Below are 18,731 nucleotides of genomic sequence, written 5' to 3'. Positions count from 1 at the left end.
TTTGGTATAATGCATTTAAGTTATCCAGTAGACAAACCTTTCAATTGGGAAGGAAGAATATTTAGGAGTGAAACAATGCGGAAAGAAGATGTGAAATCTGTTTTAGAGGCTTGGAAATTAGTTGAATCTTTATCTCCAAGTAAGGTGAATAGTATTGGAAAAGTGATCAGCAAAAATCATTTTGCAGACGAGAAAAAGCGTCGTAAAACTGAACAAATTAGTTTGTCAGATAAACCATGGGAGCAGGTTAAATTAAAAGAGTCTAGTAAAGAAAAACTACAATTTCGATATTATTTGGGATGCTTTCAACAATATAAACTAGTTGAGTATTTACGTTATTTACTGCAAAATAATGAAAAACTTATCAACAAAGACAAAACAATTCTTTTTAGCTTTTCCTTTTCGATTGATCAAAATGGGGAGTACATAAAGGACTCAATTTTTGTTCCTATTTTAATGTATGCAACTAGGATAATGAGTGAAAAAGCTCATATAGCATATGATGAATTGAAGACAGCATTTGATGATAAATTACAATTGTTTGAAGACAAAGTAGATGCTATTTTTAAAGGTGGAGTAGATGAACATTCGCTCTACAAAGCTTTAAATACATATCGACAGTATTTTTTTCTACTAGAAAACCAATCGTTACACTATGTGGAGAAAGAAATCATAAAAGAAGGCAGTAGTGGTCAGAGTAGTTTCAACAGCTTCTTTTTAAAAGATTTAGAAAATATTATTCAAAAAGGAACTAATGAGACTTTATATAAGTTTATCGAAGGAGTAGATTCTAATAATAGAATCATCATTGATGAAAATAGAAAGGTTATAGAAGAAATATTACAGCCTAAATATTTACCAAATGGTAGGTGGCCTTCCAAAGTTGAACATAGGTTGACTTTGATGCAACAGGTTGCAGTTAACCAAATTATAAACATGAATGAAAAAGTGCATTCAGTTAATGGACCTCCAGGAACAGGGAAAACAACTCTATTAAAAGATATTTTTGCACATACCATGGTTGAAAGAGCAGAAGCCATGATTAAATTAGGAGATCCAAAAAAAGCGTTTCAAAAGTTGAAAACCCTTCAATTAGAAGGCTACAATTATCCAATCTATGAGATGGAAAACTCAATTAGAAATTATTCAATGGTTGTAGCTTCAAGTAATAATGGTGCAGTAGAAAACATTTCTAAAGACCTTCCAAAAGAAGGGGAAGTAATTCGTAAAGTTAACGAAAAGGATAAGTTTAAAGCATTTGAGGAACTTTATGCTGATGAGGTAAAACAGTTAAATATGTACCCAATTGCTGCCAAAGAGCTAATGGGAAATGACGAAAAGGCGTGGGGATTGTTTTCTGCTGCAATGGGAAAAAAGGAAAATATATCGAGCTATTATAATAAACTTTATAATAAAGATGAGGATAGTTTTATAAATCAATTAGAACAAGATAGTAAAAACATTGACATGTCTAATTGGAAAGACGCTGTTAATGATTTTCAAGCAACACTAAGGTCTATTAAAGCAAAGAAAAAAGAACTACAATTCCTATGTGAGCAGCTTAAAGATATTGATAAGTTACCAAGAGCATTAGATAGATTGGAGACAACTTTAATATTTATTGAAGAAGAGAAGAAAAGAGTAGAAGAGACACTAGAACATTACCAAGAGAGAAAAACATTATTAGAAGAAGAATTTGAAACAGCTTCAAGAGAAGGGCTTTTAAAGAGAGTAATTAGAAAAGTGCTTCGTAAAAAGAATGAACAAATATTACAATTAGAAGCTGAATTAGTAGAAATTAATGCAAAAATTCAGAAAGAATTAGATGATTTACATCAATTAAACTTAAAAAAGTATGCAACACAAGAAGTTATGAAGGAAGAAAAAAATAAAATAGATTACTATGATCGTGTAATGGAAAAATATGAAAATCAAAATTTAGTGCTACCTGATGAGAAATATTGGAGTAGTTCTGTATATGATTATAGGCAAGAAAAAGCAATTTGGATCACAGATGAATTAAACTATGAAAGAGGATTGTTATTTTTAAAAGCAATGAAGATTCATAAGTTGATATTAATATTCAACTACAAAGCGATAAGATCTAACCTTCGTTTATTAAATTACCGAAATCAGTTAGATTTAAACCAGAGTGAACATAGACGATACTTGGAATATGCTTGGCAAGCTATTCATTTGATAACTCCATTAATAAGTACTACTTTTGCAAGTTTTAGTTTGATGTACAAAGGGGTAAGCAAAGATTTTATTGATTATTTGTTTATTGATGAAGCTGGACAAGCTAGTCCACAGCAAGCAGCAGGAGCATTATGGCGTTCCAAAAATGCTATTGTAGTTGGAGATCCACTTCAAATAGAACCAGTCGTAACTATTGATCAAACAATTCTAGGAGACATTAAAAAATACTATAATGTGGATTCTATTTATATTGATAAAGGGTCCTCTGTACAATCTATTGCTGATAATGCAAATAGATTTGGAGTATATAATAAGTATCGGCAGTGGATTGGAATTCCTTTATGGGTTCATAGAAGGTGTTCAAGTCCAATGTTTACCATCTCTAATGAAATTGCTTATGATAATAAAATGGTTTTAGCTAAAGAGCAAAAGATTGGGGAAAGTGCATGGTTTCATTGTATCGGCAGTGCATCTAATCGCCAATTTGTAAAAGAACAAGCATACTTTGTTGCGGAAAAGATCGCCTCACAATGGAAAAATGGTATAGAGCGTCCTGATATATATGTAATTACCCCTTTTACAGCTGTAAAAGACGGTATTAAGAACATTGTAAGAGCACGCTTAAAGCAAGAAGGTATTCCAAATAGAGATATAAGTAGCTGGATCATTAAATCAATTGGAACCGTTCATACATTCCAGGGTAGGGAGGCAGATATTGTTTATTTTGTAGCTGGAACAGATGAAAAAAGCGATAGTGCTGCCGATTGGTCATGTTCTAAGCCTAATCTAATTAACGTGGCTGTGACAAGAGCGAAAAAAGAATTTTACATGATAGGGGATTATAACCGCCTTTCAAAAAAAGAATATTATAAAACTATTGCAGGAAATATTGGTGAAGTTTACAATCTTGAAAATAGCAGGTATGTAATAAAGAAATAGAAAACGTTCTTATTATGATAACATGAAATTATAGAAAAGAAGCTTGTTTTATAAAATAAGAATATTAAATCCCCACACGCTATAAGTGGGGATTTAATAGCTATATACGTTTTGTTCAATAAACTTTTGAAATCTTTGAGAGGGGTTTTTCAATGAAGGAAAGCAGCATAAAAAAAGGCATGCTATATGCAAAGAAAACTCTTGAAATGGAGAACTTAAAGGTAAGTGAAGAACAGACTAATTTAGTCAGAGAAAGCTTAAATGGAGAAATTTCTCACGATCAATTTATTAAAAAAGCTTTAGAGTTAGCAAATGAAAGTATAACCCAATCAAAATAATACTATGAAGGTGACAGATATGTTTTATTGAACCTCTCGTGACTTTGGTTATAAGGGGTTTAAAACTAGCTAGTTACAAAACCTCAAATACCGTTTCTATGTTTTTAGGAATATAATTCTTATTAATTTTCTGTGTTTGACAAACAGCATATTCCATAGCTTCTAACAAGGATTCAACAGCTTCCTTGCTAATTGGTTCCCCAGAAAAATTTAATCCATCAGCGTTTTGCAAATCCTCTTTAATCTTTTCCATTCTTTTAGCAATATATCTCTCGTCTTTTTCGGTTAGTTTATTCCAATTATCATTTTCTTTTGTCTGTCCTACCTAGTAAGTAGTCTACAGATACATCGTAGAAATCAGCTAAATTGTTTTAGTGTATCGTATCAGGTCGTCTAGTCCCTTATAATTTGCTAATTTACCTCTAGAAGCAGTTTAATATTGGATTATATTTTTTTGTTTTCTTAAATAAACAAGTCGTTTTTTTAACGTTTTTTCACCTTTAATTATCATTATAGGAAATAAAGTATTTCTAGTCTATAAAGGACGCAAGATGTTTCTGTTGTTGGAGGTTGAAGCTAGTATACATCAAAAATAATGGATTGTAGAGGAGACAAATCTCATCAAAAAGTATCTAAATGGTATTACACCATAAATGCTTGTCTCTATTGAAGAGGAGATAGAACCCCTTCTTTACATTTAGCGAAAAACATCGCTGCGTATTATGGTTTATCAATTGATGAAAATTTTTTTGAAAAAAAGCAAACGATTCGTTTCCTTGATCAAAAGCTATCTATTTAGATAACCTAATACCCAAATTTTGTTTTAAGTATTTAGGTTCTGTTGTCGAACCGAATTTACCGTGTGCTTAAAGGAAAAAGCAAGATCAAATATTCAAAAATTGTATTAAAATTTGTGTATTTATGAGATTACCCCAAACGGAGTTTTTAATGCAGAAAGCAAGTAACTAAAAATGATAGGGCAGTCCATCTATTCATTTTGCATATGTTAAGAAGAGGGGGGATTTCATGACGAAGCAAAATGAAAAGAAGCGTCCAAAGAGAAAAAGTCATTTAAAGCTTGGAAAGGAAACGTTTGGCGACATGCCAATGGAAGAATGTTTCCGAAAAGCATTTGAACCCTATTTCAATCCAGATAAAGCAAAGAGCACTTATTTAAGCAGGCTTGAATAAGCCTCCTTTTTTTCAGATGGACAAGCACATATCTACTTTACTGTTCATTATAAATCAAAAATTATACGAATAAAGCAAATATTTAACGAGGCGGTTTTTGAAAATGCAACATGTGCATTAATAAGAATACCTAGGAGTGTATACTGCCCCACTTTACCAAAAGATGAAACGTTTACAGGTTGGAGAAAGCCTTCAATGTGGTGAAGCATGTATTACGTATACAAAGTTCAATTTGTACGAACTTACGTCCTAGGAAAATTCATGGGTGCTATTCCACTTTAGACAAGTGTTATAAAAGAGTGTGTGAGGTGTAACGAATGGGTGGAGGAAACATTAAAAGATATAGTTGTAAAGGCTATAAATTATGCTACAGGACAGGGATAAATTGAGCTTGGAATTTATTTGGCCTGCTTGCAAATCTTATATCTATGCCTGATTCCTGTGAAATTAAAAAACTGCTGAAAACCTAGCGGCTTACATGAATAAATGCAGCATGATTGGAATAGGTGGTCGAATTCAAACTCGCTTATTTAAAGGTAAAGACAAAAAACCGTTTTGTTACTGAAGTTTTAGTGGGAGTGTTCAATTCATAGAAAGCAAAATAAAAATTCAGAGCGCTTTAACATCCCACAACACACTAAGCTAAATTACAACAGAAAGTTTCATCAAAATGATTTTAATCCCCTCTTAAGGAAGAACACAACCTACCGATAAATTACAGCAATTTAATTGAATTATTTACAAAGATGGGGAAATAGACATACATATGAAGATGAGGTTATTTATCCAAAATTGAATATCTCACGAGCCAAATATTATCAAATGAAGAAAAAGGCATTGGAAGAGCATTGTTTGGTCATGAATTTTGATTGAGCAATACATAAATTCTAAGAATGCACTTTAAATCTAGCTTGAACTAGACAATGTAAGAAGCAAACTGTTTCTTAATTTATTAATATTTCCAATGGGTGGTTTGAACTGATTTTAAATTTTATAAAGACAATTTGGTTCGTTTCATTAGGACTATAATAGGTATACTTCTTTTGCAAGGTATAAGTTGGTTGTTGCATACCGACTTTGTTACCAATTTTTTTATTTCTGATTTGAGTGATAGTCTCTAATGATTTTTGATATAACTCTGGATTATAAGGTTCTTTTTTCTTTAAAAAGTGATAAATTGCAGTTAACAACATTCGTGCAAGCGGTTTCGGATTTCAGGATATTTTTCACTTTTGGCTATAGCAGTTTGCACACTGTACCAAAAGGGCTTGATATAAACACCAGTTTTTGAAACCCGTACTAGTTTTTTCTTGCCAGCACTTTCATTATTCGTAGGTGTTAGTCCTGCTCAGGAACATAAAAGCTTAACTGTAGGAAACACATCCATATTAACGCCTATTTCGGAAACCAAGAAACCACGGCAATGGCTGAAAAGATGTTCTTAAAAAACGGAATAGTTAGATAAATTAATTTCTTCTCTGCAGGGCTCGACAAGAGAAAGTATCAACCATACTACTAATCGGTATCAGTTCATTCTTTCTACTGAGAAGAAAAAAGTTTAATAGATAAAAGGAGAGTTTAAAACTAGCTCTCCTTTTATCATGATATGCACTTTTCTATAAGTTATATTTGATTAATCAAATATATAGTAGATTTCTATAGCTACAATGTTATAATATTCCTAAGTGTATAAGGCTTTCATGGGTGGTGGCTCACCCCTTTAATAAGAAAGGGGGTGAGTTTATGACAGTATTTGAAACGTTAATGTTTTCCGTCGCTCTTTCTTCACTTATTGTTGCGGTGCTATCGTTTCATCAAAAAAAATAACCACCCATAGCGCCTTAGCAAGCATGTGGAAGTGGTTATTTTATCCTTTTTACATTGTGAGCTGCACCCTTGAAGGGCTATACAATATACCGTTTGGTGTCACAGCACCAGACGGTCTTTTTTATTGTATGTCTTTCTATCTATAATTATACCTGATTTTGACACAAAATGAAAACTTTTTGGATAAATACTTTTGGTGTCCTTTTTTTGTACGATTTTAGCTATAATTCGTATTACGTTATTAGTATCAAACAAATGTCCATATACGTTGTAGGAAGCGCTCCATGTGTGAGATGGAGCGCTTTTTCTTTGTATAAAAATAAGGAGGGATAAAACTGCTGTATACTGGCTAAAACAAGATTAAAACTGGCGCTATCAAAAAATATAGATCAAAGAATAGCACTAGATCCATTGCCTTATCCTGATAACTATGTATCTTTAGGCCAACTTAATTCGAAACAACTGTTTAAGAACAGGGAAGGGAACAGAAAAGAAAGTTAAGCAGTGATTTTTTAAGTATGTATAAACCTTGAAGTGGAATAATATGTTATGATAAAACTAGTTTATATGAGAACTGTTTTATGAATAAAAGAGGTGTTATGATGGATCGAATAGCACTTACTATATCGCTTATTCTATCTGTTATTGTAACCTTTTTAAATGTTAATGCTGACGATTATGTGGACGCCACATTTATGGGGATTATTTCTTTGCTTGTGCTAATAGAATTAATAAAATCAACGAAAAGCAAAGGTGATACTTCAGTTTAATAAATTGCATTTTTTTCTAATGACGATGCTTCACAATAATTTCTCGTAAGTATATAGCTTCATTCGAGCAACACAGCAAAAAACATGTAGAAAACAAGATGCTTCCGAGTGAAATGTAATAGAAGGAAACCTGAGGCATGTGTTCGATTTTATTTCAAGTATGCCTCCTTCGTCAAAAATGTAAAACAACTATTTCACTTTCATCTTCTATATAATTTTCAAACCAAAGAGAAAATGATAAGTTGGATTGCTGGATATTCACAGCCCTTATGTTTTAAAAAAAGTAAAAATATAAAATACTAATCTATAATATTTCTATTATTGGGGGAAAGTATGTGAAAGTACTTAGAAGAAAAATTTCATCTAAGTAAAAGGATATATAACAGAAAGTAGAGTTGCAGAATTGATAACATTAGGCTCACAAGGACAATTAACATGCTATACCCCAGATTCGGATGATGACGGAATTTGATATCATTGTAAATTTGAAACGTGCGTTTAGACCTGTTTATGTGCAAGTGAAGAGCCGATTCATATTAAATAAAAACAAGCGCTTTGTTCAGAATGTAGGATTACACACTTTCAAGAGTCATCCGTCATTTTACATTATTTTTATGTATTTTACTCCTACTCCTAATGATTTAGAAGTGGCTATAGTATGGTAACACCATCAGAGAAATTTGAAGAATTAGCGTATCCTATATCTGAAGGTAAATCCTATCGTTTTAGCACTAATCCTAAATCCGAAATTGAAAAATGGGCACAATTTAAAGTGAACAAAGCATCTTTAGGTGAAGAGCTGCTGAGAATTTGTTCAAACTAATAATGCTGTAGGAAGAATCATGCTTTTATAGAAAGGTCAAAATCATACTAGTTAACATGCAAAAAGGAGAATGCATCAATGATTACATCAGAGGAAATAAAGAAAAGGCTATGGGATGGTGCCAATGAATTAAGAGGTTCTATGGATGCCAGCCGATACAAAGATTATATGTTAGGTTTAATGTTTTATAAGTTTTTAAGTGATAAAACATTAGACACATTTAAAAAGAGCAGTGGTATGAAGCAAAATGACGAGAAAGAAATTGTACAAGCCTATCGTGAAGCGCATGAACAATACGGTGAACAATTGATAACGATGATTCGAGATGTACTTGGTTATTACGTATTACCTGATAATTTATATCAAACTTGGCTCGAAGATATACAGGCAGGAGAATTTGAAGTTCAAAAAGTAACGGATAGTTTAAATAGCTTTGAACGAACGGTAGCTGTCACTGGTGATGCGGATGACTTTAAAGGGATATTTTCAAATTCGACAATTGACTTTACAGACACTGCTTTGGGTAGTAATTTGAATGAACGTAGCAAAAATATAAAATCGCTTATTTTGCTTTTTGCTGACTTAAATATGGTTGCCTTACAAAAAGGCGATGTCTTAGGTGATGCGTATGAATATCTCATCGGACAATTTGCAATGGAGTCAGGAAAAAAAGCGGGGGAATTCTACACGCCCCACCAAGTAAGCGAAGTAATGGCGCAAATTGTAGCTAAAACATCAGGGATTGAGTCCATTTATGATCCTACTGTTGGGTCGGGTTCTCTATTATTAACTGTTAGGAAACAATTGAATGAAGATGCACAGAAAAGTTTAATTTATTACGGTCAAGAAAAAAATACTGCAACATATAACTTAACCCGAATGAACTTATTACTACATGGTGTGCGTCCTGATAGAATGACCATTCGAAATGGCGATACGTTAGCAGAAGATTGGCCTGAAGACCCACAGCGACCAAATGAAGGTGTGCAGTTTGATGCGGTTGTGATGAACCCACCTTATTCCGCAAAAAACTGGAATAAATCAGACTTAAAAGTAAGTGATCCACGATTTGAAATTGCTGGAGTGTTGCCTCCAGATTCGAAAGGAGACTATGCATTCCTTTTACATGGACTATTTCATCTAGGACAGCATGGTACGATGGCAATTGTTTTACCTCATGGCGTATTGTTCAGAGGTGGAACGGAAGGTGAAATTCGTAAACGTTTAGTAGATAAAAATTATATTGATACAATTATCGGATTACCAGATAAATTGTTTACAAATACAGGCATTCCCGTTGCTGTTATCATTTTAAAAAAGAATCGTAACATTGGTGATCCAGTGTTAATGATTGATGCGTCAAAAGATTTTATGAAACTAGGAAAGCAGAACGTCTTACAAGAAAAAGATATTGCAAAAATTGCCGATACGTATACAGAGCGTAGAGAAGAAAAAGGTTATAGCCATTTAGCAACAAGAGAAGAAATCATAAAAAATGAATATAACTTAAACATTCCACGTTATATTGAATCAATCGAAGAAGATATTCCGCACGATGTTGATGCGCATTTATTTGGTGGCATACCACGTTCAAATATAGCAGAATTAAACGTTTTAACATCAACAGTTCCTAACATTTTGGAACAATCTTTGAAAGAAATTCGTAATGGCTATTTCGTCTTATCAAGTTCGATCGATGAGATGACGGAGTATATATTAAAAGATCCTTATGTCATAGAGAAATCAAATGAAATGGAAGTTAAAATAACAGCTTACATGAATAAGTATTGGGAACTACTTAAAAATATAGATAATGTAAATCAAATAACAGATTTGAAAAATGAAATGCTGATCGAAATTAAAAACATTCTATTCGAATTTAATCATGTTGATGTCTATGATGGATATCAAATTATTGCAGAAATTTGGCAACACACATTGACAGATGATACTGAAATTATTGCATCTAATGGTTTTTATACATCAGGTCGTACCCGTGTCCCGCGTATGGTAACAAAAGGAACAGGAAAGAAAAAACGTCTAGAGCAAGATGGTTGGATGGGAAGCATTGTGCCTAATGCCTTAATTACAAAGCATTTATATAGGGATGAGTTAGCAGCAATTGAAGCTAAGAAAATGAGATTACAAGAAATTGAAACAGAATTAGCTGACTTAGTGGAAGCTGCCAAAGTAGAAGGTAGTGAAGAAGAATTTGCATTAGGTGAAACATTAAATGATAAAGAAAATGCATTTCTTGTTGGATCTGTTAGAGCGGAATTAAAAGAAGTGAAAAAAGATACGGCAGAATATGCATTGTTAAAAAACGTAGAATCATTATTAAACGAAAAAGCCACATTAAATACTAAAACGAATAAATTAGAAAAAGAATTAAAACAGGCAACGGAAGAACGTATTTTAACATTAACGGATGACGAAATTGATCACTTAATGTATGAAAAATGGTTTGGAAATGTCCTAGAGAAAATGGTGCGTTTAATCGAAGCCCCTTTAAAAGAGGAGTTACATACACTCGAAAGGTTGCAAGAACGCTATTCAGAGACATTATCTGAAATGGAAAAAGAAAGTGAACGATTAGAAAAACAACTCGAAGCAATGATGCATGAATTGATGGTGAATGAGTGATGGAGCAAAAAAAACGAGTGCCCAAAAGAAGATTTAAAGGGTTTGTGGATGAGTGGAGTCAGCAGAAGGTTGGTGAAATCGGTAATTTTTATTATGGAGGAGGAACTCCAAAGACTGGTAAAGATGAATATTGGGGTGGAGATTTACCTTGGATTCAATCATCAGATATTAGTGAAAATATACTCTATGTGAATGAACCTAAAAAGACAATTACAGAGGCTGGACTTAAAAATTCAGCAACAAAACTAGTTCCTGCAAACTCTATTGCAATAGTTACAAGAGTAGGTGTGGGTAAGCTAGCATTAATACCTTATGACTATTCGACAAGTCAAGATTTCCTTTCAATTAGCGATTTGAACGTTGATTCTTGGTTTGGAACATACGTGATGTATAAACTCTTACAAAAGGAAAGAAAGGCCGTACAAGGAACTTCTATTAAGGGAGTTACGAAAGATGATCTACTTTCTATGAGAGTAATGATTCCGAACGAGCTTGAAGAACAAAAAATGATAGGGTTATTTTTAAAAAAACTCGACGAAACCATTACTCTCCAACAACGCAAGTTAGAAAAAACAAAAGAAATAAAATCTGCTTATCTTGCTGAAATGTTCCCTGCTGAAGGCGAGCGAGTGCCTAAAAGAAGATTTGCAGGATTTACGGGTGAGTGGGAAGAACGGAAGTTTGGAGATTTAGGTTGTTTTGGAAAGACATACTCATATTCTCGTGCTAACGAAGGAGTTGGTGACTATTATCATATTCATTATGGAGATATTCATGCGAGGTTTGACGGTCTAATAAAAAAGACTACAAAAATACCATCTTTAAAAGTGGAAGGTAATTATGAGACTTTAAACAATGGAGATATTGTAATTGCTGATGCCTCCGAGGACTACAAGGATTTAGGGAAGACAGTTGTAATTGAAGAAACTGACAAGAGAAAAATAATTGCAGGGCTTCATACATTTAAGTTTACACCTAATAAATATATGAATTCCTTGTTTTACCTTTACTATTCTCAATCTAACTTATTTAAGAAATTCAGTTATAAAACAGGAACTGGAATTTCAGTATTTGGGATTTCTAAAGAAAACATAAATAAAATGAAGCTAGATGTACCATCATATATTGAACAACAAAAAATTGGAGAGTTTTTCAAAAAACTTGACGACCTAATCGCGAGCCATCAACGTAAACTAGAAAAGTTACAAGCGTTAAAACAAGCGTATTTACATGAGATGTTTGTGTAAAAAGGAAGTGAAATAGATGAGCAATGCACCAAAAAACGCTGCTGAGAAGACGTTTCAAGAGAAGTTTGTGGAACGATTACAGAAGTATAAATGGGAAGCGCCTGAGGAACTGAATGGAAATAAACAAAAGGTAACCGTTCAACATTTAATTAACCATTGGCGTAGTGAGTTAAATCGTATCAATGTGGACCAATTAGAAGGTGTTCCACTAACAGATAATGAGTTTCGTCAAGTGATGACAAAAGTTAACCAAATCGCTAATAGTTTTGAAGCAGCAAAACTATTAGCGATGGAGGGATCAAAAGGCAAGATTGATGGGATTTATCGTGATAATCACCCTGATGTGACGAGAAAACAAATTACATTAACGATTTTTAAAAAGGCGGAAGTACGTGGTGGGGATTCAAGTTATCGTATTGCCAGAGAAGTAGAGTCAGAGAATGGTAATCGTTTTGATATTACTTTGCTTATTAATGGATTGCCTTTAATCAATATTGAGCAAAAGCGTACAGATAAAACATTAGACGAAGCTTTTCGACAATTTAAACGGTATTACCAAGATGGAGAGTATACATATAACTTCATGGCATTTTCGCAAATGATGGTGATTACATCAGAAATTGCCACACGCTATTTTGCGACACCTAAAACGGTGCACGATTTTAACCCAAGTTTTGTTTTCCATTGGGCAGATAAAAACAATCGACCCGTTAATAATTGGGAAGAAGTCATTAGCCAATTTCTAATGATTCCCATGGCGCACCAAATGGTTGGAGATTATCTAGTCATTGATGAAGCGCGTGAAGAAGAGAATAGACGTCATATGCTGATGCGTTCGTATCAAGTTCATGCATTACAAGCAGTTGAAGCTGCTGCTTTTGGTTGGGATAATAAAGATAGAATCCCACATGGAGGATTTGTTTGGCATACGACAGGTTCTGGAAAAACGATTACAAGTTTTAAAACAGCTCTATTCTTATCAACTCGTGTAGGATTCGATAAGGTCGTTTTTCTCGTTGATAGAAAAGAATTGGATAACCGCACAAGTGAAAATTTTAAAGCGTACGCAGCATACGAGTCCGTTTCAGTTGATGATACAAAACACACGTATCAACTAAGGAAAAAGTTAACATCAGCCAATAATGGAATTGTCGTTACAACAACATTTAAACTAAATACTCTAGTTAAAGAATTAGAAGAAGCGCAAGATAATAATTTAGCCGAGAAACGAATGGTTTTTATTATCGACGAAGCCCATCGGACGACAATGGGACAAATGATGGGAACAATCAAGCGATATTTTAAGAAAAATAGTTTGTTTTTTGGTTATACTGGAACACCCTTGTTTGATGAAAATAAAGTAAAAGGAAAAATCAATGAAAAAAGTGAAGTTATTAATACAACGGAGAAGTTATTTGGACCATTATTACATCAATATACCATTGATGAAGCAATTGCTGATAAGAACGTATTAGGTTTTCATGTCGATTATATTAACACAGGTGAATTTGAAAGCTATGATAGTTTAAGAGAACAAATCATATCTGAGATGAAAGAAGAGCAACCTGATGTAGTTGAAAGAGAAATCGAGCGACTTGTATACAGCTGGTCTGAATTAGAAGTTGAAAAACAGGCAAAACAAAGAAATATCCTTAATTATCATGATGAAACGCATATTCCACGTGTTGTCGAAGAAATATTGAGTAATTGGGAATCTCAATCACAAGGTAGAAAGTTTAATGCAATTTTAACCGTTGCTTATAAGAAACGAGTCATTGCTTATTATCATGAATTCAAGAAACAGATGAAAAAAAAGGGAAAATCATTGAATATGGCGATGACGTTTAGTTTCGGTAATGAAGATGATCCTGAGCCGCTAGACCCACTTATTGTAGAAGAAATGTTTAAAGATTATGCTGCATTTACTGGAATCGAATTTGTTGTAGGAGACAAAAAACATGGTGAAGATGCTTATTTTGAAGATGTTGTAGAACGAGCGACACGTGGAGGCAGTGGACGTAATCCTAAAAATATCGACCTTGTCATTGTAGCAGACCAACTGTTGACAGGATATGATTCGAAACGTCTAAATACACTCTATGTTGATCGTTCACTCGAATTACAAGGGCTAATTCAAGCTTACTCGCGAACGAATCGTGTATATGGGCCTAATAAAGAATTTGGAACGATTATCAATTTTCAATATCCTAGAATAACTGAGGAAATGGTAAATCAAGCACTAACGTTGTATGGAAGTGGGGGAAAGAGTAGTAAGGCGATTGTTGAGCCATATCAAACAGCGGTTGAAAAATTAGCAATAAAAATAAGTGAAATGATTCCAACTCTACCTGACCCAACGAGCTGGCAAACAATTGAACATGATGAAGAGAAGAAAGAAGCATTTATTCTTGCTTATAAAGATGCAGCTGAACAACTTCATTTAGTTCAACAGTATTATGAATATAAATGGGATGACGATGCTTTTGGAATTGATGAGCATACGTGGTTGCGCTATGTCGGTGCGTATAAAAATCTTACGTGGGAACCAGGGAACCCAGCGTCTCCTACACCTGCGAATGTGCTTGTCGGAAAAACGAAATTAGCAGGTACACAAGTAATTGATGCAAGCCATATACTAAATTTAATTGGTTCCAAGACCACCTCATCTAACGGAAAGCAGACGGTAGATACGGAAACATTACGAATTATTTATCAGCAAATTGAAGAATTAAGTAATATGGGGGATCATGAACAGGCGGAATTATTAAAAGAATTTGTGATGGAAGAACTTGAGCCTGGTAACATATCAAGTGAGATCAACTTTGACGAAGCATTTGAAAATTGGAAAAACGATAAAAAGAGAAGTGATATATATAATATCGCACAAGATTGGGGGTTAAATTCGACGATTTTTGAAAAGTCAGTAGAGGCATATTCAAGCACAAGCCCTAATGACATTCCTTTTATTGATGATTTAATGGATAGCTTAGACTTTGATTCAGCAAAAAATAAAATAGCCAATAATCAATTACAACATAATTTAGCTTTAACACCATTTCTTTATAAAGTCATTCCAAAAATAAAATCGAAATATAATTAAATATTATGGGTGATTAAATTTGGTATTCAGTAGTCTATAAGTAGTAGAAAATAATAGTTCATAATTAAACCTTAAAGAAGAGTTCACAAAGTTCGGTGTAAAGAGATGAACATGAAAATAAGAAATAGAAAAGATACTTATGTTATATTGATGTCTACATTAGGTATTTTATTAAGTGTTATTATTCTACAGTTAGATTTACCATCTTATATAATATATCCATCATTAATAACTGGTATAGCTATCATGGTTTTAGGAATACCAGCAATGTTTATAAGATAATTAAAATGAATGAAAGGAGATTTCTACACTAAAGTGTGGAAGTCTCTTTTTTTTGAGGTGATTGTATGTCCAGACCAGGTATTGTTTTAGTCAGTAAATTCGTGATGGCTGACTCCAAAGAGTATCAAGATTATATTAATTATATTGATAGAGATGAAGCGAAAGTAAAACAGCAATTGAACTTTAAGCGTGACCATGAGGATGACTTTCAGATATTACACCACTACATGGAATACATGGGAGATGAAGAAAAGCAAGGAGAACTGTTTACGCAGCATCATAATAAATTAGATGATAAACAAAAAAAAGAAATGAAGCAACAGTTTCAACTGGGTCAGAAAAAGGGCTCTCCTATGTGGCAGGATGTCCTTTCGTTTGATAATGCTTTTTTAGAAGAACAAGGCTTGTATAATTCGAAAACAAAACAGTTAGATGAACGGCGTATGAAGAATATTGTCAGAGGTGCAGTAAAGGAAATGCTTCAGGCCGAAAAGATGAATGATACAACTGTTTGGGCAGCTGCCATTCATCATAATACTGATAATATTCATGTGCATATTGCAATGATTGAGCCGAAGCCAACGAGAGAAACTGTGCGCTTTTATGATGAAGAAAATGATATGTGGGTAGAACAGTTTCGTGGCAACAGAAAGCAAAGTTCTTTAAACAAAATGAAATCCAAGGTTGCCAATCAAATGTTAGACTGAAGTAAAGAATACAATCGAATCGATGCGTTAATTCGTGGTGCTGTTCATTCTAAGAAAGAACAGCGAATGAATCTAGCAACCTTTAAACGCACAAAGAAATCGTACATGCAAGCATTGATTCATTTGCCGAAAGATTTACGGCAATGGAGGTATGGCTATGAGTCTGTTAATGATGCAAGGCCATACATTGATGAGATGGTTTCCATTTATTTAGAAACGAATCATGCAACAGAAATGCAGGAATTGAACCAACTATTAGATGAGCAAGTGGAAATTTCTAAACGATTATACGGAGAAGATAGCAAGCATGAAGCATATAAACAGACAAAATTAAACGATTTAAAAAAGCGCATGGGAAATGCTGTTTTAACAGAAATGAGAGAACAGGTAAAAGAAGAGCGTGCTAACCGTTTTTATCAACAAAAGCAAGGTCGTCAATATTCTAATTTTACGTATGCCCCGCATGCTTGGGAACGAAAGTTAAATATTAACTATTCTTTGATGAGGTTAAATAACAGTCTAAGGAAAACCTATCATGACTATAAACGTGAACGAAACATTGAAGAATTTGACCGAATGATGGAAGAAAAATAACTAAGGGGGAAATAACATGGGAGAAGTTATTTAACAAAAAATACTACAAAAGTAAAGATGCTTTAATTCTCGTATTATGGGTTCTAGCTTATTTAATACAGGTTTTCTTTATGAAACATTTATTTACTTTTAAATACACATTACCATCTAGTTTTTTAAATGTTATATTCAGTGTTAATGTTTAAAAAGTAATACAAAATTACAATAATCGGAGGGGTATTCATGAAATTGAAAAGTTTTGTCGCGTCTTTATGTTTCATAGTCTTCTTAGGAGTAGGGGGGATTACAGTTAGTGCTGAATCAAATGACGAAATTTTGAAGGAAGCTAACAAGGCTGCAGAAAAGCATGGTTTAGAAACTACAGATACAAGCAAATTCAAAGGAGAAAGATTAGAATTCGATTCTGTTGAAGAGTTTGAAACATTCTTACAAGAACAAGATAAATTAGAGCAACAAGAACCTCAAATTCAACTTTTCGCAACAAGTAATCCATCATATTGTGAAAGGAATTTAACAGGAAAGATTTGCGTCGAAGGAACAGTAAAAAGAAATTCGAGCGGTATGATAACAGGGGTAAGTAATGTACATAGCTATCAATCTGGGGTTATTTTTGGAATCACTTGGAAGGAACTTTATACTGATTACTCTTACTCTACTAGAAGCGGGTCGTTATGGGCTGTCGGAGAAAAAACTTACGGAATAGCGATTGAAGGTATTCCAGCAGGATATGTTAAAAAACATACTATCACAAGAAATTTTTAAGGAGTTTTAATAAATGGGAGAAATGAATTGGTTTGATGCAGGTTTCCAAATTTTTTTCCTGATTTTTATTATTGCTGTAATAATACTGATTGTGAAATTAATAAAGAGGAACAAGAAAAATTAAGGAAGATTACAGGGGCACTACTAGCATAAAATTTTTAAAAAATTACCTGATACTAAAATATTTAAGAATAATTCAAAATGGTTCTATAAATGCAGTGTTTTAAAGGTAATAGTAAGGTCATTTGTTGTTTAGATTATTCTTTTCTGTAAACATCAAACTTTGTAGACTAAATACTAATTGGTTAATTTACATGGTACATTAATAACATAGGTTATCCCCCTAAAAAAGCTTTGAGCAAGGTACTTCTTGTTCAAAGTTTTTTCTTTTTATTTTTTTACAAAATGTAGGAGGTTCTGTTTTAAGGTTCAATCAAAAACAAATTTAACAAGAAAGTTAGCGAGCTTCTATTTGCTAAACAAAATGAAGAGAGGTATCCAGAACAAAAAAGGCTATGTGAAAAATCGTGAAAAAATAGAAATGCAATAATATTATGATGCAGCACTCAATACGAAGTTGCCAAGGGATCAATTACAAACAATAGAAAAGGAAGTTAAAGGTAACGATATTAGAGGAGCAGAATAATAATCAAAAGCCGGTTATTGAAAGGTAAGCGTCAAATAACCCCCACATTTCCTTGTACCTTAATCCATGCGATAATCTCCTTAATAAATAATTTAAGGAGGTATTACGTTGACCTTAAAACAAAAACTAATAGAATGGGAATCTCGTATTGAGGCTTGGAAACAAAGCGGTCAAAGTGTTTCACAGTGGTGCCAGGAACATGATTTAAAAAGTCATCAAATGTACTACTGGATGAAAGAATTAGGTTTAAAAAGCCTAGTTCGAATGAAGAAATATCGCTCTTACAAAGGAAAGGTTGGCAATATTGCACCAAATATTTTAGATCGGAACTTTAATGCCGAAAAGCCAAATCAAAATGGGTAACGGATATTACAGAGTTTAAATTATTTGGGGAGAAACTCTATTTTTCACCTATACTGGATTTATATAATGGGGAAATCATTGCCTATACAATCGACTCTAGACCTACTTATTCACTTGTATCGGAAATGTTGGAGAAATCATTTAAACGGTTATCAGAGGAAGATGCACTGCTTATTCATTCCGATCAAGGCTGGCATTATCAAATGAAACAATATCAGCACGCCTTGAGAGAAAGATTGATTACGCAAAGTATGTCACGTAAAGGCAACTGTTATGATAATGCCGTTATTGAAAACTTCT

At 33.3% G+C, this 18,731-nt stretch carries 10 protein-coding genes and 4 pseudogenes; 12 read left to right on the top strand and 2 right to left on the bottom strand.

The features are described from left to right. Nucleotides 1-75 precede the first annotated feature (75 nt). Together D1839_RS05520 and D1839_RS05515 are read left to right on the top strand one after the other, a co-directional pair. Nucleotides 76-3,138, top strand: a complete 3,063-nt coding sequence (locus D1839_RS05520) for a DEAD/DEAH box helicase (RefSeq protein WP_120379038.1) — start codon at nucleotides 76-78, stop codon at nucleotides 3,136-3,138. A gap of 152 nt (nucleotides 3,139-3,290) precedes the next feature. Next, nucleotides 3,291-3,476, top strand: a complete 186-nt coding sequence (locus D1839_RS05515; protein ID WP_077703342.1) for a hypothetical protein — start codon at nucleotides 3,291-3,293, stop codon at nucleotides 3,474-3,476. A 73-nt stretch (nucleotides 3,477-3,549) separates the two neighbouring features. On the opposite strand, the gene D1839_RS05510 is transcribed toward D1839_RS05515, so the two are convergent. After that, on the bottom strand, nucleotides 3,550-3,729 hold the full coding sequence (locus tag D1839_RS05510) for a hypothetical protein (RefSeq protein ID WP_199689984.1): 180 nt from the start codon (nucleotides 3,727-3,729) through the stop codon (nucleotides 3,550-3,552). 773 nt (nucleotides 3,730-4,502) lie between these two features. Here D1839_RS05510 and D1839_RS05505 point away from each other — a divergent pair. Continuing rightward, nucleotides 4,503-4,667, top strand: a complete 165-nt coding sequence (locus D1839_RS05505; protein ID WP_162985790.1) for a hypothetical protein — start codon at nucleotides 4,503-4,505, stop codon at nucleotides 4,665-4,667. Nucleotides 4,668-5,788: 1,121 nt separating this feature from the next. Here D1839_RS05505 and D1839_RS21270 read toward each other — a convergent pair. Then, nucleotides 5,789-6,078: pseudogene (locus D1839_RS21270) on the bottom strand (transposase); the annotation flags it as partial. Nucleotides 6,079-7,075: 997 nt separating this feature from the next. Here D1839_RS21270 and D1839_RS05500 point away from each other — a divergent pair. From D1839_RS05500 to D1839_RS05460, 9 genes and pseudogenes are all read left to right on the top strand, one after another. Continuing rightward, entirely contained in the window at nucleotides 7,076-7,264 is a 189-nt protein-coding gene (locus D1839_RS05500) for a hypothetical protein (protein WP_141130709.1), read from the top strand. A gap of 658 nt (nucleotides 7,265-7,922) precedes the next feature. Further along, nucleotides 7,923-8,087: a hypothetical protein gene (locus D1839_RS05495; protein ID WP_158589609.1), complete on the top strand. Its 165-nt coding sequence runs from the start codon at nucleotides 7,923-7,925 to the stop codon at nucleotides 8,085-8,087. Between the two features lie 78 nt (nucleotides 8,088-8,165). Further along, nucleotides 8,166-10,730 carry a type I restriction-modification system subunit M gene (locus D1839_RS05490; RefSeq protein ID WP_120379037.1) on the top strand — a complete coding sequence of 855 codons (2,565 nt, stop codon included), beginning with the start codon at nucleotides 8,166-8,168 and terminating at the stop codon, nucleotides 10,728-10,730. Next, nucleotides 10,730-11,977, top strand: coding sequence for a restriction endonuclease subunit S (locus tag D1839_RS05485; RefSeq protein WP_120379036.1), 1,248 nt, complete (start codon nucleotides 10,730-10,732; stop codon nucleotides 11,975-11,977). The genes D1839_RS05490 and D1839_RS05485 overlap by 1 nt, the downstream gene beginning before the upstream one ends. Nucleotides 11,978-11,993: 16 nt before the next feature. Beyond that, nucleotides 11,994-15,077, top strand: a complete 3,084-nt coding sequence (locus D1839_RS05480; RefSeq protein WP_120379035.1) for a type I restriction endonuclease subunit R — start codon at nucleotides 11,994-11,996, stop codon at nucleotides 15,075-15,077. Between the two features lie 347 nt (nucleotides 15,078-15,424). Next, nucleotides 15,425-16,660: pseudogene (gene mobP2, locus D1839_RS20745) on the top strand (MobP2 family relaxase). A gap of 222 nt (nucleotides 16,661-16,882) precedes the next feature. Further along, nucleotides 16,883-17,422: a hypothetical protein gene (locus tag D1839_RS05465; RefSeq protein ID WP_120379032.1), complete on the top strand. Its 540-nt coding sequence runs from the start codon at nucleotides 16,883-16,885 to the stop codon at nucleotides 17,420-17,422. 754 nt (nucleotides 17,423-18,176) lie between these two features. Further along, nucleotides 18,177-18,260, top strand: a pseudogene (locus tag D1839_RS21265) (hypothetical protein); the annotation flags it as partial. Nucleotides 18,261-18,299: 39 nt separating this feature from the next. Continuing rightward, nucleotides 18,300-18,731, top strand: a pseudogene (locus tag D1839_RS05460) (IS3 family transposase); the annotation flags it as partial.

Origin of the sequence: Roseburia sp. 1XD42-34, assembly GCF_009917385.1 — a bacterium.
GTDB lineage: Bacteria > Bacillota > Bacilli > Bacillales > Amphibacillaceae > Virgibacillus.
Note: the sequence above shows the minus strand (reverse complement) of the source record. Positions and strands in the feature narration are given on the sequence as shown.

Excerpts from the sequence above, each read along its gene's own strand:
- D1839_RS05520 (WP_120379038.1), top strand. The coding sequence starts at position 76 with ATGCGGAAAGAAGATGTGAAATCTGTTTTAGAGGCTTGGAAATTAGTT.
- D1839_RS05515 (WP_077703342.1), top strand. The coding sequence starts at position 3,291 with ATGAAGGAAAGCAGCATAAAAAAAGGCATGCTATATGCAAAGAAAACT.
- D1839_RS05510 (WP_199689984.1), bottom strand. The coding sequence starts at position 3,729 with ATGGAAAAGATTAAAGAGGATTTGCAAAACGCTGATGGATTAAATTTT.
- D1839_RS05505 (WP_162985790.1), top strand. The coding sequence starts at position 4,503 with ATGACGAAGCAAAATGAAAAGAAGCGTCCAAAGAGAAAAAGTCATTTA.
- D1839_RS05500 (WP_141130709.1), top strand. The coding sequence starts at position 7,076 with ATGAATAAAAGAGGTGTTATGATGGATCGAATAGCACTTACTATATCG.
- D1839_RS05495 (WP_158589609.1), top strand. The coding sequence starts at position 7,923 with ATGGTAACACCATCAGAGAAATTTGAAGAATTAGCGTATCCTATATCT.
- D1839_RS05490 (WP_120379037.1), top strand. The coding sequence starts at position 8,166 with ATGATTACATCAGAGGAAATAAAGAAAAGGCTATGGGATGGTGCCAAT.
- D1839_RS05485 (WP_120379036.1), top strand. The coding sequence starts at position 10,730 with ATGGAGCAAAAAAAACGAGTGCCCAAAAGAAGATTTAAAGGGTTTGTG.
- D1839_RS05480 (WP_120379035.1), top strand. The coding sequence starts at position 11,994 with ATGAGCAATGCACCAAAAAACGCTGCTGAGAAGACGTTTCAAGAGAAG.
- D1839_RS05465 (WP_120379032.1), top strand. The coding sequence starts at position 16,883 with ATGAAATTGAAAAGTTTTGTCGCGTCTTTATGTTTCATAGTCTTCTTA.